Origin of the sequence: Collimonas fungivorans (assembly GCF_001584145.1) — a bacterium.
Lineage (GTDB): Bacteria > Pseudomonadota > Gammaproteobacteria > Burkholderiales > Burkholderiaceae_D > Collimonas > Collimonas fungivorans.
The window spans coordinates 471,552-486,915 of record NZ_CP013232.1; the positions used below are offsets into that span (position 1 = coordinate 471,552).

A 15,364-nucleotide genomic window follows, 5' to 3' on the forward strand; every position below is an offset into this window, starting at 1 on the left:
GCAGCGTAGACTGCCTTCCAAACTAGAACTTCGCCCACTGCCAGCGCGGAGAAAACATGGAGACAAAGATGTTAATAGCAGCACAGACACGTCGAGAATTCTTGCGCCGCAGTGGCGTAATGTCTATTGCGCTTGGCGCCACAGTTTGGTTGCCGCCAGCGTCGGCCTCCGATTCCTATCACTCCCCGACTCTTCACAGTCTCCTTATACCTATTCATCGGGCAGAGAACGGGCTGCTACCAAATTACCGACCCGTGCATGCGATTGCCACATGCACATCTACGACGACCGTTTTCCTTGGACGCCGGGAGCCAAACTGACGCATGCACAACTGCCGGACCTGATGGCCGCATGGGCCGACTTTATCGAGGGCCTCAAGACCATCCTGGTCGACATCGCACGTCTGTATCATTTCTGATCGGGTCGACATGAGCCAAGCACACGACATCAACACGACGCATGACATCTCCGCCGCCAGCGAAACGGCGATAAACGAACAGGCTACGATGAAGAAGGTGATGCGTCGCCTGATTCCCTTCATCCTGCTGTGTTACGTGGTCAGCTACCTGGATCGAATCAACGTCGGTTTCGCAGCGCTGACCATGAACAAGGACCTGGGCCTGACGCCGTCGCAGTTCGGCCTGGGTGCCGGCTTGTTCTTCATTGGCTACTTTTTTTTTGAAATTCCCAGTAACTTGGCGCTGCATCGCTTCGGAGCACGCATGTGGATCTCGCGCATCATGATCTCCTGGGGCGTGATCTCGATGCTTACCGCCTTCGTGGTTGGCCCCAAGAGCTTTGCACTGGCGCGCTTCTTCCTAGGCATGGCCGAAGCCGGCTTCACGCCAGGCATTTACCTGTACTTCACCAAGTGGTTTCCGGGCGAGTGGCGCGGCAAAGCTACGGCCTTTTTCCTAGTTGGCATTCCGGTTGCCAACATCATCGGCTCGCCGATCTCGGGCGCGCTGATGGAAATGCATGGCCTGTGGGGCTACAAGGGCTGGCAGGTCCTGTTGCTACTGGAGGCACTGCCAGCGGTGCTGCTCGGCACGATGTGTCTGTTTCTGTTGCCGGATCGTCCGTCCAAGGCCTCTTGGCTGACACCGGCCGAGAAGCAATGGCTAGAAGCCAAGCTCGATACCGAACAAAACGTGCTGGCTGCGCGCCACGGCAACAAGCTGCGCGATGCTTTCACCAACTGGCGTGTGTTCGTGCTGGCCGGAGCCAACTTTTGCGGCATCCTAGGTTCGCTCAGCATTGGCCTGTGGCTGCCGCAGATCATCAAAGAATTCGGCCTGCCTTCTCATCAAGTCGGATTAGTAGCGGCCGTGCCTTACATCGTCGGCGCCATCGCCATGACCTTGTGGGCAAGGCTGGCCAGCAAGAGCGACAAGAGTTTGTTTTTCGTCGCCGGCGCGATCACCACTGCCGCCGTGTCAGTGGCGACCTCTGCCTTCCTGAACGATCCGCTGTTGAAAATGCTGGCCATCACCGTCGCTGTGGCTTCCATCCTTTCCTTCCAGGCGACGTTCTGGGCAATTCCCTCACGCTTCCTCACCGGCCGTGCGGCCGCGGGCGGCCTGGCGCTGATCGTCTCCATCGGCAACCTCGGCGGCTTCGTTGGCCCGTCGATTATCGGTTTCATCCGTGAGGCAACTAAAGGCTTCACCTATCCGCTGATCTTCGTGGCCAGCGCGCTCCTCCTGGGCGCGGTGATCACACTGGCACTCGGCGATCCCACCAAGAGCAAGCAGTAATTCTTCAGGAAAACAGACCATGAGCTTTTTCACGCCTCCACCTACCGTCGAAACGACTATCTTCACGCGCCTGCCGGATCATTTCCGCAAACCTAAGAAAAATTCATGGAGCGACGCCAATCGTGGAGGGCAGCCTATCGATTCCTTCCTCGAAGGTCCATCGTTTGATCGTCAGGGCCGACTGTATGTCACCGATATCCCGTACGGTCGTATTTTCCGCATCTCGCGGGAAGGCGAGTGGGAGTTGGTCACAGAATACGACGGTTGGCCCAACGGTCTGAAGATCGACAAGAACGGCCGCATCGTCATCACCGATTACAAGCGCGGGTTGGTGCAATTAAATCCAGACACCGGAGAAGTCTCGCCGCTGCTGGAGACTGTAGGTTCGGAAGGCTTCAAAGGCGTCAACGATTTGGTGTTCGGACCGGCCGGCGAGATCTACTTCACTGATCAGGGCCAGACCGGCCTGCAGGATCCGACCGGGCGCGTCTATCGCCTTTCTCCCGACGGTCAGCTGAGCTGCCTTATCAACACCATTCCCAGCCCAAATGGCATCGTCTACGACCCGACGCTGAATCACCTGCTGGTGGCGGTGACCCGCGCGCAGCAGATCTGGCGCATTCCCTTGCACAACAGCGGCGTGGTGGGCAAGGTTGGCGTGTTCGCCAATCTTCACGGTGGCCTGGCCGGTCCTGACGGCTTAGCGTTGGATGCTGAGAGTTGCCTTTACATCGCCCACACCGGCTTCGGCTCGATCTGGCGCCTTTCCAAATTCGCTGAGCCCTTGCTACGGATCCGTTCCAATGCCGGTATCTCGACCACAAATCTGGCTTTCGGTGGACCGGACGGAAAGAGCCTATTCATCACCGAATCGCAGACCGGCTCAATCCTGTGCGCCGGCGTGCCGACGCCAGGTCTGCCCATGTATTCGCACGCCTGACGATGTGCGCACAATTAATCCAACCAACAACCGTTTTAGCAAAGGACTCCCATGGCTTTGCTGTAGTTGCTACTGAAGTACGCAATCTTGTTCAACGATCTTCTAGCGCAGCCAAGGAAATTAAGTGCCTGATCAACGACTCCGTTGGGCAAGTAGAGGACGGTAGTCAACTGGTAGATCAGGCAGGGACCACCATGTCTCAAATTTTGGATTCAGTAAAAAAAGTCGCTTTGATCATGCGCGACATAGCAACTGCAAGCCAAGAGCAAAGTACCGGAATACAGGAAATCAATCGTGCTGTTTCGATGACGGATGATGGTACGCAACAAAATGCTGCGCTGGTGGAACAGGCAGCTGCAGCGGCGCAATCACTTCAGGACCAAGCGAATGCTTTGTCCAAAGTTGTTGGTCAGTTCAAGCTGTAGCATTTCTGTTGATTTGCTTATGGAATTGAGCTTATCCAATTTAGTTCGCTGGAAAAAATCGCATCGGCAATGGAAGAGTTCACCTCTATTGTTAAACAGAATGCAGACAACACACGTCAAGTGAATTTCTGCTTGGATTTCGTCGCAGCGGATTCGTGAGCAAGTCTTCGTTCATAACGCTGCGACACTTTACGGATTCGATGCTTAGCAATCAGATAAGTCAGCCGATAACAATTGAGAAGAACATAGAGGAGTTTTGAATGAGAAAAATTTATCAAAAGGGCTTGGCGTCATTAATTTTAGCGAACATGTGCTTGAACCTTCATGCCCAACCGGCCCAAAACGGACACGCGATCATTCATGGAGCAGAGGGAGATTCGACGACACCGATGGAATTGACGGGCGAAGCAATTGTTTTGAAGGAAGGGAAAGCCGGTGTGTTCTCAACGCAAATTGTTGGTTCGCTACAAGAATCCGGCGTATATGTTACGCGCGTCCGGCTCGCACCGAATGCCAAGAATGATCCGCATTTCCATCCAGATGGACGGTTCACAACAGTTATCGCTGGCACCATCTATTATGGTCGAGGCAACGTGGTCGACACGGAACTTGCTCACGTATTTCATGCTGGAGATGTCTATTACACGCCCGCTGAAACCGCACACTGGCTTTATGCCGGCGCGGATGGCGCGGTGTATGATGAAGTTGGTTTTGGTCCGTCTTCTGCAACACCAGTTGCACCGAATAAATAGTAGCGAGTTGCGCTGCTGATATTTTTTACAACCTAGGGAAATAACTAAAGAAGACTAGGGCCTCGTCAACACGGGGCGTGTGCATAATTTTGTGTAAACGGGCATTGGCAGGAAACTGTCGTCTTGTCCGGAAATGGTTGTAGCCGGAAGGGGGGAGCCAATATGATTTCAACAAGCTCCTTGAGTGGCTGGAAAATCCGACGATCATTCCCGCTGATAGAACTGCATACGAAAGGAATCGGAATCTCTTTTACGTGGCTTGTTCGCTCCCAAAGAAGCGGCTCGCGGTTCTATTCACGCAAAAGCTGTCTGATTCGGCCCTCGTACGTCTTGATAAGCTTTTCGGAAAAGAAAACGTCCGTGAGCTCCAAATTTAACCCAGCCGTTAAATCCCAAACTTTGCTTCCAGCATCCCTGAAAATGGTGAAATGCAGGCCGTCATTTCTGGCTGTATGTTGGCATGCTTATGACTGCTCCAAAGTGCGAAAAACATAGGGCGAAAGCAAAAAATGGGGCTGCTTCAGGTTTCTAGTAAATGGGTGTTAATTTGCGCCGAAAACTGATAATGATCTATATTTGTCGACATCTGCCGCAGTAGTTAGCATCTTTGTTCTACGAGTCGGCGCGTAGTTAGCAACTTTATTGGCCAGTTAGCATCTTTGTTCTGACGGACCATGGGCGCTATTCCTTACAATTAAAGTCGAAAACAGGGCTATAGCATCCATGCGGGTTCCATGGCATGGAAATTCAGTTACATATTGTCCAAAGTCGAAAACACATTAGCGCAAATTCGGGGACTCGACGTTCCTCGGGCAAATAAAGTCGAAAACTATATGACGAACCATTGCGCTCAAAGGTTCTTTGTCTCCAATGAGTGTGATGAACTCACCTCCGATTTCAGGTGCGAGCCTGCCTTCGAATCTATGGCGTGTTGGATGGAAAACGATGCGACGCACGAAAAAATCTTTTCGACGGGCTGAGTAACCAGCAAAGATAAATGAGCAATCAGGTATTTTCAATGTTGGATCAACCGCCTTAGAAATGAAGGTGAGTGATTCGTTGAGCACGGGTCGTGTGGAATTGCATCTTCATTTGCCCCATTTTTGCAATGTGCGCTGACTCATGATTTCACTGGGGGCACCGTGTGCCGCGCGTATTTTCAGCCACCTTGTTGGATCATCGCCAGCCACAAAAATTGGTCAATCCAGTACGCAAATCTACACGCGTACTCGCATTTCAAAGTAGCTACCAGTCAGGGACGTGCCCGTGATTGGACTCACATTTTTTGACTTATGCGAATCTCGACGTCGGCCATACGTTAGCAATTGAGGGCAACAATAGCAATGTAAACACGCCATATCGCTCTGAGCTAATTTTCATTTCGGTTAAAGATAGGCCTGGATCAGCGTGTGGGAACCAAACGCTCATACGGACGTTCTTCCCGCTACGTTCATGCTGAACAGATACGTCAGCCGCCAGTGATCCAGAAGGCACTTCGATAGTAGCCGAGCGTGTTTTGAAAAAAGCTCCAGCTTTCGTTGCAGTGTCACTCGACCAAGACCAATTAATGAAGCCGTCCGAGGAGACAATGAGAACAGCTTTTTGGGTAGTCTGTGAAAGCCATTTCAGTGCAGCAGCCGTTAACGACACACCGTAGCGGTTGGCACAATGAGCAATGAGATCGAGATTAATATCGGAGGTGAGTTGTTTTCTAAAGTCGTCCAAAGGCATCAAAAGAAATGATGCAAATTCATCGGCTTGATGCTCAATATTTTGCACGTCCTTAGATAAATTGCGCATGTCTGCCGCACTTGCGCATTGGAACAAATCTTGTGTTTTTCGATGAAGGACGTAATGGCCTAGTTCGTGGGCCTGCGTAAAACGTACACGCCCCAGCGCACCCAATTGCTCGTTAAAAAGCAAAAGCCACTTAGATTTTTCGTCGTTTGGAAACAGACATCCCTCGAAGCCCGGAATATTCGCGGAGCGAACTTCCGCAATTGGATCTTTCCATCCAAAGATTTCATGGCAATCAACTGCAAGTTGCGCAACATCGACAGGAAACCTGCTTGTATGGTGCGCCTCTGTGAATGCCATCAGCAACTTATTTATTTGATTGGCGGCCTTGGGACCAGTCAGATTGATTGAACTCATGCGCTTTACTTAAATGTCTCTAAGATTTTGCGGAGTTGCTCCTTGGATGTGTCGTCCAATTTTTGATAATTTCTGAAGAACGCTTCATCGACATGTCGTTCTTGGGGAGCGCGTACGTCGTCTTCGATGAAATATGACATTGCCACTCCCAGCACATCTGCTAAAGCAGTCAATTTTTCCGCAGATGGTTTTTGGGAGTCACGGTTCTCAAGCTCCCATATATAACTCTTACTCAGGCCGGACTGTATGGCCAGTTTATCTAGAGTAAGGCCTTTCTTTTTACGCAGGTCGCGGAGTTTTTCACCCAGGCTGGCCATAGTTAAAAGTCCTCTAAAAATGTGAATCAAGTCAAATTTTACTACTATCCCGAACTTTTTATTTGACTTTATAGAAAAACGTGTCCAGTATACCAATATGTTCGGTATTCCGAACTTTTTATAACTTTCTAGATGAGGTTTCGCATGGCACATGTATGGGACTATGATCGCGCGCTGGAACATATCAATAAAAAAATTGACGATGTACGCAAGGTCGTCATCGCAGACTATGTCCGCGATACCTCGCTATATAACATTCCAACGAACAAGGCATATAAAGTGGACGGAGTCCACATGTATGCCGATATATTGAATCTTGATGACATGCTTAACGTCACGGCAATTGAGGGCGAGCTTTGTCATAAGCGTACATTGCGTTTCCTGAATTTGCACTATCGAGCTGTTCATCGCATTTTAGATCGCTGTAACGCATTGCGCGTCGATTTTCATAATCAACGTCTCCATGCTTTGATCGCTAAACCTTATAACAGCGAGAAAGATGCGGAGGCAAAGCGCATTTGGCAGTCAGTTGCGATCGCCCAACTCATTACTGATGTTCTCGCCGAAACAGGCGACGACGATGAGCACATCCCTAACGCCAAGGTGAGAGTGGGAATCGACACAGGAATATCAATGGCTGTGAATAACGGACGGAATCGATATCGAGAGCCTCTTTTCCTTGGAAACCCTGCAAATCACGCTGCAAAACTTGCCGGCGGCGGACGAAGTAAAGGGATTTACTTATCGAATGAAGCCCGAGTGGTAATTGGATTGTCCAAAGTCGACGAACCAAAACACACCGCCTTAACGGCGGCAGAAATTGAGGTCGCGCAGGACGAGGCGAAGCTAGATGTGACGGCAGCGGCCATTGTCCAGGAGTGGCGAGATGATCTCGACAATAATCCGATAGGCGCATTCGAGTTTTATGCGCATACCCCGCCGTTTTCTACAATTGATATCACTGGCTTGACACCGAAAAATTCGCGCCGACAAGATGCCGCCTCTATTTACGCAGACATCGACGGATTCACCGCATATGTGAATAAGCATATCGACAATGCGCCAGAAGATGTCGTACGCGCGTTGCATGTAATTCGCGCGGAATTGGATCGTGTTTTGACCACTGAATTCGAGGGGAGACGCGTGAGATTCATCGGGGATTGTGTCCATGGTTTGCTTTGTGAGGGTACCGCTCAAACAACCGACGCACAGGTAACCGTCAGTACGGCAACCCTATGCGCGGCAGGAATGCGTAGCAGTTTCGACCTCGCACTCGAACAATTAAAAACCAATCAGGTTGATGCAAGCGATCTAGGCTTGGCAATCGGTTTTGAGTATGGCCCCATCACCTTAACGCGATTAGGAATGCAAGGTGATCGCGTACGTTGCTCGATTAGCCGGGGAATTTTAGCCGCGGAAAATGAGCAAATGGGCTGTGATGGCAAGCAAACCGCTATTGGTCCCGTGGCGTATCAAGAAGCGACCGATGCTGTACGCAAGCTATTCGGAAAAAGTCGGAAACGGGCATTGCTCGATTACAACGAGGCGGTTGAGTCTTTGTCCTCTGAAGACGACAAAAGCGCCTCCGCAGCAAAGACATTGGCCTATGTGGCGGAATCGGCGGCAATCATCAAATCAAATAATTTGGTTGTTAGACCGCACGCAAAATAATGTCTACCCCTTGCCATCCAATACTCGCTTTTCTAATTGACCGAACACCACATTTTGGTGCAACGATTATTAAGGCTGAGGGAAATAAGCTGTACGTGACGATCGTAGTGAAGTTGACGGATGGCAGGCGGATACCTTATGAGTTGGAAATTCAACTTAACGGTACGAAGATTAACGTTCGTGAAGAGCGTCCTCAAAGGCTTTCTGGAGCGTGTCCCGAACGGCACATAAATTTCGACGGCACGTTTTGCATGTATTGGGACATCGCGGATCCACTCAAGATTGATAGTACTGAATCTGCGGATCGGTGGTGGGGAACTCTAGTTCAGTTCTTAAAACTTCAGGAGCGGGCTGCAAAACAGCAGCGCTGGCCTAGCGATGAGGCATGGCCACATGGAGATGCGGCCAAACATCAGCATGAAGCAGAACAGAGCGCAAAATTTCTAGGGGAGATGCTCCTGACCGACGTTAGAAAAAATCGTTTGCGCGTAGTAAGAGCTCATCTAGGCGGCTGCCAAAATGGAGCAATCTTGCGAATGTATCGAGAAACCGAATTGCTATATTCGGTTTGGGAGCGTAGTCGACGTGTCACGCGGCTGCGAAATCCGTGCCCATGCGGGAAGCGCTGCAAGCGGGGTATTAAACAACTGCGATCTTGCGACGGTCACGAACAACTGACAGCAAAATTGGTTTTTGCCATTTATGAAAAACAGCTGGCAGAGATCGAATATTTGGAAACGATGAGCAAGCGTGAGTGTTGTGGTTGCATGCTTTCCTGTCCTTTAAAAAAATAGCCTTGACGTTGTATAACAGTGAATAAGGAACGACGCTATGGACGAAACGATGAAGGATGAAGACAAGCTAAAAATATATATGGCAATGGCAGAGGTATCCAGAAAATGGGTCACAGTTATGGACACCAAAGCGGGATTTCTCTCCGCGCTCAATATTGCCGTGTTAAGTTTTATGTGGACGGGAGCAAAATTATTGGATGCGGGAGGCTTAGCGAAAGGACTCGGACTCATCTCGTCAGCATTGGCAATTTTTTCTTTGTTCGCCGCACTGTGGACCGTTTTCCCAAGGGGATCATTACAGGCAGTATTTGGCAAACACTCCCGATATACCAATGACTTTAAGGCCATTTCTTTTTATGGCTATGTATCCAAAACATATCCTAAAGGTAAAGAGGCGCATTTCTTTTGCGACGTACTTGCCATGGACGCAAAAGCGTTATGCAGAGAGGTCCTAGAGCAACACTACACCATTTGCCACAGCGCCGTGATAAAGGAAAAATGGGTTGGCAGAGCCAGCATGTGTTTGCTACTAGCGATGTTGTTGACGGGAGCATCTTTGGTTGCGAAATGCTGTGCTGAATTTTGATATCTATAACTTGGAGATTCGCTTCTAAGCTTGAACATTTTTCTTTTAACCAATCAGGGGCACAGAATGGAATATATATACCGCTACGACTCATGGTCATCGCATATCAATATGTATGGCGACATGCTCCGGGCAAATTGGTGGAGTCTAAAATACAGAGATAGTTGGAAACATCAGACGCTCATGGAAAAGGAACCTACCCTCGCCGAGGGAGAAGCGATCTTCAGAATATCTTTCTGGAAAGATGATACGGCCCTCTATTCCGCGAGCTCGCCAATGTTATGGTCACAATTACAGGTTCTTCAACGCGTTCGGGCGGATCATTCGTTTTTTAGGAGCTTCATAAAAGAAGATGACGATTGTCTGCCGAAGACCGCTTGGCTGTTCTGGTGTGTAACGAATCGTGCTTCAGATCGGAAATGGTCAGAACAAGGGATTTCGAAAAAGGACATCGAAGTGCTGGATTTTGATGGTGAATGGAAACCGTTCGATCAGTCAGAAATTATGTCGCCTCCTGATATTCGCTTTGGAAAACTTGGATTCCAACCGTATCACTATCTGAGCAATGGAACGTTTCCACTGACGGTGTATGCCGCTTCCAGGCTAGTTGAGATTGATGGAGAAGCCAGCTTGGTATTTCTCCTCAATCATCCTGTGGAAACGCACCAGCGCATATATAACGATGCCAATGCCATGCAACACGTTTTGGATGAATTACTGAAGAGGGTCGGCGATTTCCCGATTAAAAATCTTCGTTTTTTCATATTTGACGATGGGGAAAAAACATTTGACCATGTTCATCTTGCAGAGGTGCCGATGAAAGGTGAATGGAGATTGCAGCGCGTTGCCGCCAAATTGTTTGGATTCATACCTATAACATTGACCAATGGGTATAAATACACGATTCGACTAGACGATCGCAAAATTATTTGGCACCAGGGGTCTGGGGACCTCGTCGGAAAGATTTTACGGGCATTCCATTTGGAGCCACAAAAACAACGTATTGCTCGTTATGTGAATACAGTTGTCGCGGCACGAGATATTGCGCAATCTAAAAAAATAATTTCAGAAGAGGCTACAGCCGAGTGACAGCCCTGTGTTGTCATACAAGGATCAGACGCTTGCTGGTGAACATAAATCTTGATGTCACACACGAGCGGACAGCAGAAATAACGCGTGATCCAACCCGAAAAATGATTGGGGTCTTGTGGCTCAGGTCTCGGTTTTTTGATCCACCTTACCGCAATATTTTTGCTAAGATTTTTTCTGGCGTACAGAAAATGAATGCAAATCAACTCGTCGTGTATTAGCACTTTTTTTGATAGCTTTTATTTTTTAGGTGGGTCAATTTGCATGCAAATTGACCCATGTTGATTTGCACCCCCTGCCCAATCTTGGTCCATCCTGAAGGGGGCGTCGTTGATCACGCGGCCCGGCATGGCCAACTGATACGTGTAGCGACAGGCAGCAAACGACCATTCCATTAGCCTTGACCCATTGCGGACCTTCGGCATCAGCACATTGGCCTTTTAACCTGCGATCATAGGTTCACCTGCGGCTACCGAACTCGTGGAGATTATATAGGGAACACTTCACCAATCCGCGATAGCTACCTTCGCCATCGCGTACAGCACGACAGCGCTGGTGTAACGAAACAATGCCATAATCATTTAGCAGCGCCATTTCCACGAAGTTGCGCAACTTGCTGGAGGAAGTAGTCCACCATGCTGCTCACGTCGCGCTGCTCGCGGATCCGTGTTTCTTCATCGGCGTCCTGAAGTCCGTGGAAGTTGGCCACGGCCGACGGCCCATCCTTGCGATAACCAGGAATCTCTGGCTCGTCGCAGAAGTTCTCCGCCAGTGCTGCCAGCGCACGATCGATTGCGCCGCCGTGAGCTCCAGTGGCTAGGCGCTCGCTGAATGATTTAGCGAGTGATTCGACGCTACCCCAGTAACGCATCACATGGATCAGGTCCGAAGCATCCTTGCGTTCGTGGCGGGTCCTGAAGGCGAGCGCCTTCAGGACGATAAAGGCCACCGCATCTGCGTAGCGAATAGTCTCCTTGACGATCCCGCCGTTATTGGGAAGCTCGACAACGATATCCTTCTCCTCAAACCAGTCATGTGCAATGCCGGCATACAGGATTTGGCACGCTGAGACATCCTCGCCATCAATTTCCACGAGAAAGGAACTCTGTCCCGGGTCGTTAGTGTGTTGCAGAAATTCGACGACAATCGGTGTGCCGCCGGCGTTGTATTCCCATTGCCAAGAACTCACGGGCCCCTCTGGGTGGGGTCGATAGCGGACGAATCCTCCGTCTTTCAGCTGCCGCTTCAGCTTATCGTAGGTGCCTTTCGCGGCGAGGACCGTAATGTTGAGAACAACGTCGACGTCGGTCGTGCCGGCATGCTCAGGAACTTCCGGCGGCTGTGACGGTGTCAAATAGCGCGGAACCAGCCCACCCACTAGCCGCAAATCATTCTTCAATGAGCCAAATGCGCGCTGCAGCGCGACGAGTGCGATCTCACACGCCTTGGTGTGATCGGTGTTGTACTCCGCGGCGGTCTTATGTTTCGTGTTCACTTGCTGCTTCCTATTTTGAGCACATGCTTGCGGAACTCTTCCGCGAGCTCTTTGTTGCGACCGTAGCCGTTGAGAAGATCTAGATACTGTATGAATCGGCTGGCAAAGCGGGAATGTGGGCGTTCAGGGTGCTCGTCTAGGAACAGTAGAGATGCGCCGGCCCGTTCGATCATGACTACGTTGGAGCCTTTATCCGCTTGAGACAGACCTATTGCGGACGCTAGTTGCTCCGCCTCGCCTGGCTGAACGATGACCTCCACACGATCAACGTTGGTCAATCGCGGAACGATGGCGTTAGCAGCTGCGGCCCCAGTGAGCGCCCATTCCTGCCGCGCGTGTCTGACGAATCCTTCAATGACCCGGTCGGTGATGTGCCCGCTGGGAGCATACGTGTACCAGCGGGTCTTCACTTCCCGCCGCCGGGTCCATTCCTCAGCCCATGCATCGAGGAGTCCTGCAGGATCACGCAAGCGGCGCCGCTGACTAGGGCCGCTGCCCTTCGATTCGACGAAGTCAAGCTGCTCAAGAGCCTGCATCGTGCTAGACACGGTAAAGGTTGATGTATGCGAAAGAAAGGAGAGCTCCCCTCCAGTGACGTACCCCTCATCAGCCTTGCTATACCAATGGTATAGCAAGGCATGGACGACCTGTTCACGTGCCCCGCTAAACAGCGCGATATCCTTTTTACGGGCAGGGGGTATCGGTGTGCGCTCAATATCAACTAACCACGTATGATGTCTAAAATACAGCGTTCCGCTCTTATCATAATAGTTGATGCCAGCTTTCCGCAGAGCCTCGCGCGAACCTGGACTGATCGTATCTGCGACCAAGCACAGTTCAACTCGAGTGTCGAGAGGGACCGTAGCTCGATACTCCATCAGATGGCTGATCGCCATCCGTACATCTCGTGGATAGGCTATGCGTTTCATATCGATTGCCAATATGCAGGAGCCCCCGTCCGGAGTCTTTGTTTCCACCAATGCGTCCAAGCGTGCATTCCGACGATCATTGCCAAATTGCACCTCTACCTCTTCATGTTCTGTGCGGAAGCCGGTAGCTCTCTGGAGCGAACCAGTGAAATCGTGCAATGAAGAAATATCGATGTTATCCATACACGCTATATTAGCTGAGCAGCTAATATAGCGCAACCTCCTAAGTTAGCTAAAAGTCTAAGATTAGCTGCACAGCTAATCTTCCGTTGTCTGGGAGGACCAGCAGTTCGGGGCTACTTCTTGCATCGTTGGTTGAAGCGTGCCCCAATTTCTGAGGGAAAAATGCCACTTGACGGTGCAGTTTGATCTAGTGGCAAGCCGTCGACTGAACCGCCGGAATCGATCAACAAGCAGCCTGTCACCTTGGCTGATGGCAACTATGGAGCAATATGGTCTTGGAACATCTGCATTCCTGTAGTTGAGTAATTTCTCAAAATATTTCTACAGTACGGACCTCAGACCGACAAAAATCACGCCCGATCATTGATCGCTTACCAAATTTCAGGCGGCGGAAAATAGCTCTTATCTTTGTCCTCAGAAAGCACATTTATGCGTCCCCAAACTTGGAATCGAATTTTTTGTTCAACGTCCTGCTGCATTTTCTCACTCCACGGCCCCAAGTCTTTGTCTGGGCCAATTATCGGATCGAAAGCAAATTTCACATATAGTCCAGGATCACCTGTGAGAAATTTCCACATTTGGAAACATTCTTCGCGCCACGAAATTGAACGTTTTTTAGCGTGTTGAGCTGTAATTCGCGCAGATAGATTAAGAATACCGGTCCACAGAGGAAAATCATATCCATCAAAATAGAATTGATTTCCATTCCATCTTATTTTGTTAAATATTCGCTCAACGTAAATGTTGAACAGTGTTTCCGCAAGCCCACGTTGCTTAAGCCGATACCCAATCATGAGAAGTACGCGAAAAGTGCTCAGCGCAAATGCCCAGGCGTGCTCATGGCTGCCAGCTTCATAACATTTGATTGTCAAAATTGTAAGACAAGCAAGCGCATCAATGCTGGCCCTCCGTTCCAGCTCACTTATACACGGTGCGCCGCTATGACTACAGAATTGATCGCCTTCTGCAAAAATTAACAGTTGCAATTCCGGTTTCAATTGTCGGAGCAAGCTCACTGCATGTTTGGTGACGTTTGCATCAGGGCGCAAAACTTTCCAAAGCACATGATCGAGTTCGTTGCGCGAGCCAGTAACTAGGTATTCCATCTTCAATACGAGGGGTTCACTCGGCGTGTGTCGACCATGTTGATAGGATACCCACTTGTTTCGATGGAATAAGGTGCCGTCCTTATTCCTCCCAAAACCTTTGGGCTCAACTCGACGTTCAAGTGCATAAGCAGTAGGCACTCTCGCCACAAGCCGAATGCCTTCGAACCAATAGATTGTCCGAATTCGGTCGATATCATCGCGTTTAGGGCGAGCCATTTACTTGGGGCTGAACTCGTTAGGATAGGAAATTGAGCCCAGATATTTTAGCGGGAATTTATATAGTCCGAAGAGTCAGGAATATTTATTTAAAAAAACGAGTAACGAAACGGGGTTTCGTGCCATCTAGATTTCTCATATCGCTGTCGTTAATATTTAGTGTAACTACGCGTGACGGTATAGGCGAAATGGACTTTCCAACTTTTGATGAGCCGCTTGCAGTTCTTCTGGATAGAGAGTTGACGAGTAGATACGGGCCGATGGTGTCAAACGACAACTTGCGGCTTGTGTTGGGTTACGCATCTAAGGAGGCGTTCAGGCAGGCGTTGGCACGCCAGACCATCCCTATTCCAGTTTTTGAGATCGAAAATAGACGAGGGAAGTTTGCCTTGATTAGGGATGTTGCAGTTTGGCTGGCTGCGCAACGCGAAGGTGCTACTAATAAAAAGAAAGCAACGACTGTTGGAGTCGGGGTACAAACCACGCAGAAAGTTGGAGGAATCCTATGACATAACACAAAGTCAATAATCCGAACCATAGTTGGGACGCTGAAACGACCAAAGCCCAAGAGCTAGAACTCTCGGGCTTTGTATTTGCTGCTTGGATATCGAACTCTCCAGCTTCAAGTATCGTCTCTCCCGAATCCTCTGTCAATACTTTGGCCTATCCCTGGATAGGCTGAATTGGATTCGCACGTCCCCCTTTTTTGTCCATTTTCACGCCAGCGGAAGTGATTGCCGCAGCCGCATGTATTCGTACGTCTACAAGCGGTGTGGACTGTCGCATCCGTATTGTCAGTCTTTTAACGAAGGCAGGCGCACGGCGTGAGATTTCTTTAAATAAAAGAGAGATTTATGCGAACTCAAAAGAGATTTACCCCAGATTTACTTGAGCGCTACGCGCGCTTGGGCCGAGGCCAGGGAACATACGAAAACTATATTCCATGG

15 protein-coding genes and 1 pseudogene are annotated in these 15,364 nt (G+C 49.9%); 11 read left to right on the top strand and 5 right to left on the bottom strand.

Translation table 11 applies throughout. The annotated features are described in order from the left end of the window. Nucleotides 1-119 precede the first annotated feature (119 nt). The 6 genes and pseudogenes from CFter6_RS26240 to CFter6_RS24725 all read left to right on the top strand — a co-directional run bounded on the left by CFter6_RS26240 (nucleotide 120) and on the right by CFter6_RS24725 (nucleotide 3,874). Nucleotides 120-320 (top strand): hypothetical protein, encoded by a 201-nt coding sequence (locus tag CFter6_RS26240; RefSeq protein ID WP_236904711.1) that lies wholly within the window; start codon nucleotides 120-122, stop codon nucleotides 318-320. After that, entirely contained in the window at nucleotides 272-418 is a 147-nt protein-coding gene (locus tag CFter6_RS26245) for a hypothetical protein (RefSeq protein ID WP_236904719.1), read from the top strand. Before CFter6_RS26240 ends, CFter6_RS26245 begins: the two co-directional genes overlap by 49 nt. Before the next feature lie 10 nt (nucleotides 419-428). Further along, the gene (locus CFter6_RS02035) at nucleotides 429-1,757 is read left to right on the top strand and encodes an MFS transporter (RefSeq protein WP_061538533.1); all 1,329 of its coding nucleotides are present in this window, start codon (nucleotides 429-431) and stop codon (nucleotides 1,755-1,757) included. Nucleotides 1,758-1,776: 19 nt separating this feature from the next. Then, nucleotides 1,777-2,697, top strand: coding sequence for an SMP-30/gluconolactonase/LRE family protein (locus CFter6_RS02040; protein ID WP_061538534.1), 921 nt, complete (start codon nucleotides 1,777-1,779; stop codon nucleotides 2,695-2,697). Between the two features lie 41 nt (nucleotides 2,698-2,738). After that, a pseudogene (locus tag CFter6_RS02045) lies at nucleotides 2,739-3,122 on the top strand (methyl-accepting chemotaxis protein); the annotation flags it as partial. Between the two features lie 260 nt (nucleotides 3,123-3,382). Then, nucleotides 3,383-3,874, top strand: a complete 492-nt coding sequence (locus tag CFter6_RS24725) for a cupin domain-containing protein (RefSeq protein ID WP_082792548.1) — start codon at nucleotides 3,383-3,385, stop codon at nucleotides 3,872-3,874. 1,290 nt (nucleotides 3,875-5,164) lie between these two features. Here CFter6_RS24725 and CFter6_RS02060 read toward each other — a convergent pair. Next, complete coding sequence (locus CFter6_RS02060) at nucleotides 5,165-6,028, bottom strand: ImmA/IrrE family metallo-endopeptidase (protein ID WP_061538538.1); 864 nt, start codon at nucleotides 6,026-6,028, stop codon at nucleotides 5,165-5,167. A gap of 5 nt (nucleotides 6,029-6,033) precedes the next feature. Continuing rightward, a complete protein-coding gene (locus CFter6_RS02065; RefSeq protein ID WP_061542172.1) occupies nucleotides 6,034-6,345 on the bottom strand; it encodes a helix-turn-helix domain-containing protein in 312 nt (103 codons plus the stop codon). Between the two features lie 144 nt (nucleotides 6,346-6,489). Here CFter6_RS02065 and CFter6_RS02070 point away from each other — a divergent pair, with 144 nt between their 5' ends. The 4 genes from CFter6_RS02070 to CFter6_RS02080 all read left to right on the top strand — a co-directional run bounded on the left by CFter6_RS02070 (nucleotide 6,490) and on the right by CFter6_RS02080 (nucleotide 10,485). Then, nucleotides 6,490-8,016 (top strand): adenylate/guanylate cyclase domain-containing protein, encoded by a 1,527-nt coding sequence (locus CFter6_RS02070; RefSeq protein ID WP_061538539.1) that lies wholly within the window; start codon nucleotides 6,490-6,492, stop codon nucleotides 8,014-8,016. Further along, nucleotides 8,016-8,810 carry an E2 domain-containing protein gene (locus CFter6_RS25390; RefSeq protein WP_150118584.1) on the top strand — a complete coding sequence of 265 codons (795 nt, stop codon included), beginning with the start codon at nucleotides 8,016-8,018 and terminating at the stop codon, nucleotides 8,808-8,810. Before CFter6_RS02070 ends, CFter6_RS25390 begins: the two co-directional genes overlap by 1 nt. A 37-nt stretch (nucleotides 8,811-8,847) precedes the next feature. Next, the gene (locus tag CFter6_RS26145; protein WP_205631429.1) at nucleotides 8,848-9,396 is read left to right on the top strand and encodes a Pycsar system effector family protein; all 549 of its coding nucleotides are present in this window, start codon (nucleotides 8,848-8,850) and stop codon (nucleotides 9,394-9,396) included. 183 nt (nucleotides 9,397-9,579) lie between these two features. Beyond that, the gene (locus CFter6_RS02080) at nucleotides 9,580-10,485 is read left to right on the top strand and encodes a hypothetical protein (protein WP_150118585.1); all 906 of its coding nucleotides are present in this window, start codon (nucleotides 9,580-9,582) and stop codon (nucleotides 10,483-10,485) included. A gap of 577 nt (nucleotides 10,486-11,062) precedes the next feature. On the opposite strand, the gene CFter6_RS02085 is transcribed toward CFter6_RS02080, so the two are convergent. From CFter6_RS02085 to CFter6_RS02095, 3 genes are all read right to left on the bottom strand, one after another. Further along, nucleotides 11,063-11,980 (bottom strand): hypothetical protein, encoded by a 918-nt coding sequence (locus CFter6_RS02085; protein WP_061538541.1) that lies wholly within the window; start codon nucleotides 11,978-11,980, stop codon nucleotides 11,063-11,065. Further along, a complete protein-coding gene (locus tag CFter6_RS02090; RefSeq protein ID WP_082814527.1) occupies nucleotides 11,977-13,092 on the bottom strand; it encodes a type IV toxin-antitoxin system AbiEi family antitoxin in 1,116 nt (371 codons plus the stop codon). Before CFter6_RS02090 ends, CFter6_RS02085 begins: the two co-directional genes overlap by 4 nt. Before the next feature lie 371 nt (nucleotides 13,093-13,463). Next, on the bottom strand, nucleotides 13,464-14,417 hold the full coding sequence (locus CFter6_RS02095) for a hypothetical protein (RefSeq protein WP_150118586.1): 954 nt from the start codon (nucleotides 14,415-14,417) through the stop codon (nucleotides 13,464-13,466). Nucleotides 14,418-14,449: 32 nt separating this feature from the next. Here CFter6_RS02095 and CFter6_RS02100 point away from each other — a divergent pair, with 32 nt between their 5' ends. Further along, nucleotides 14,450-14,926, top strand: coding sequence for a hypothetical protein (locus CFter6_RS02100; protein ID WP_205631430.1), 477 nt, complete (start codon nucleotides 14,450-14,452; stop codon nucleotides 14,924-14,926). Nucleotides 14,927-15,364 lie beyond the last annotated feature (438 nt).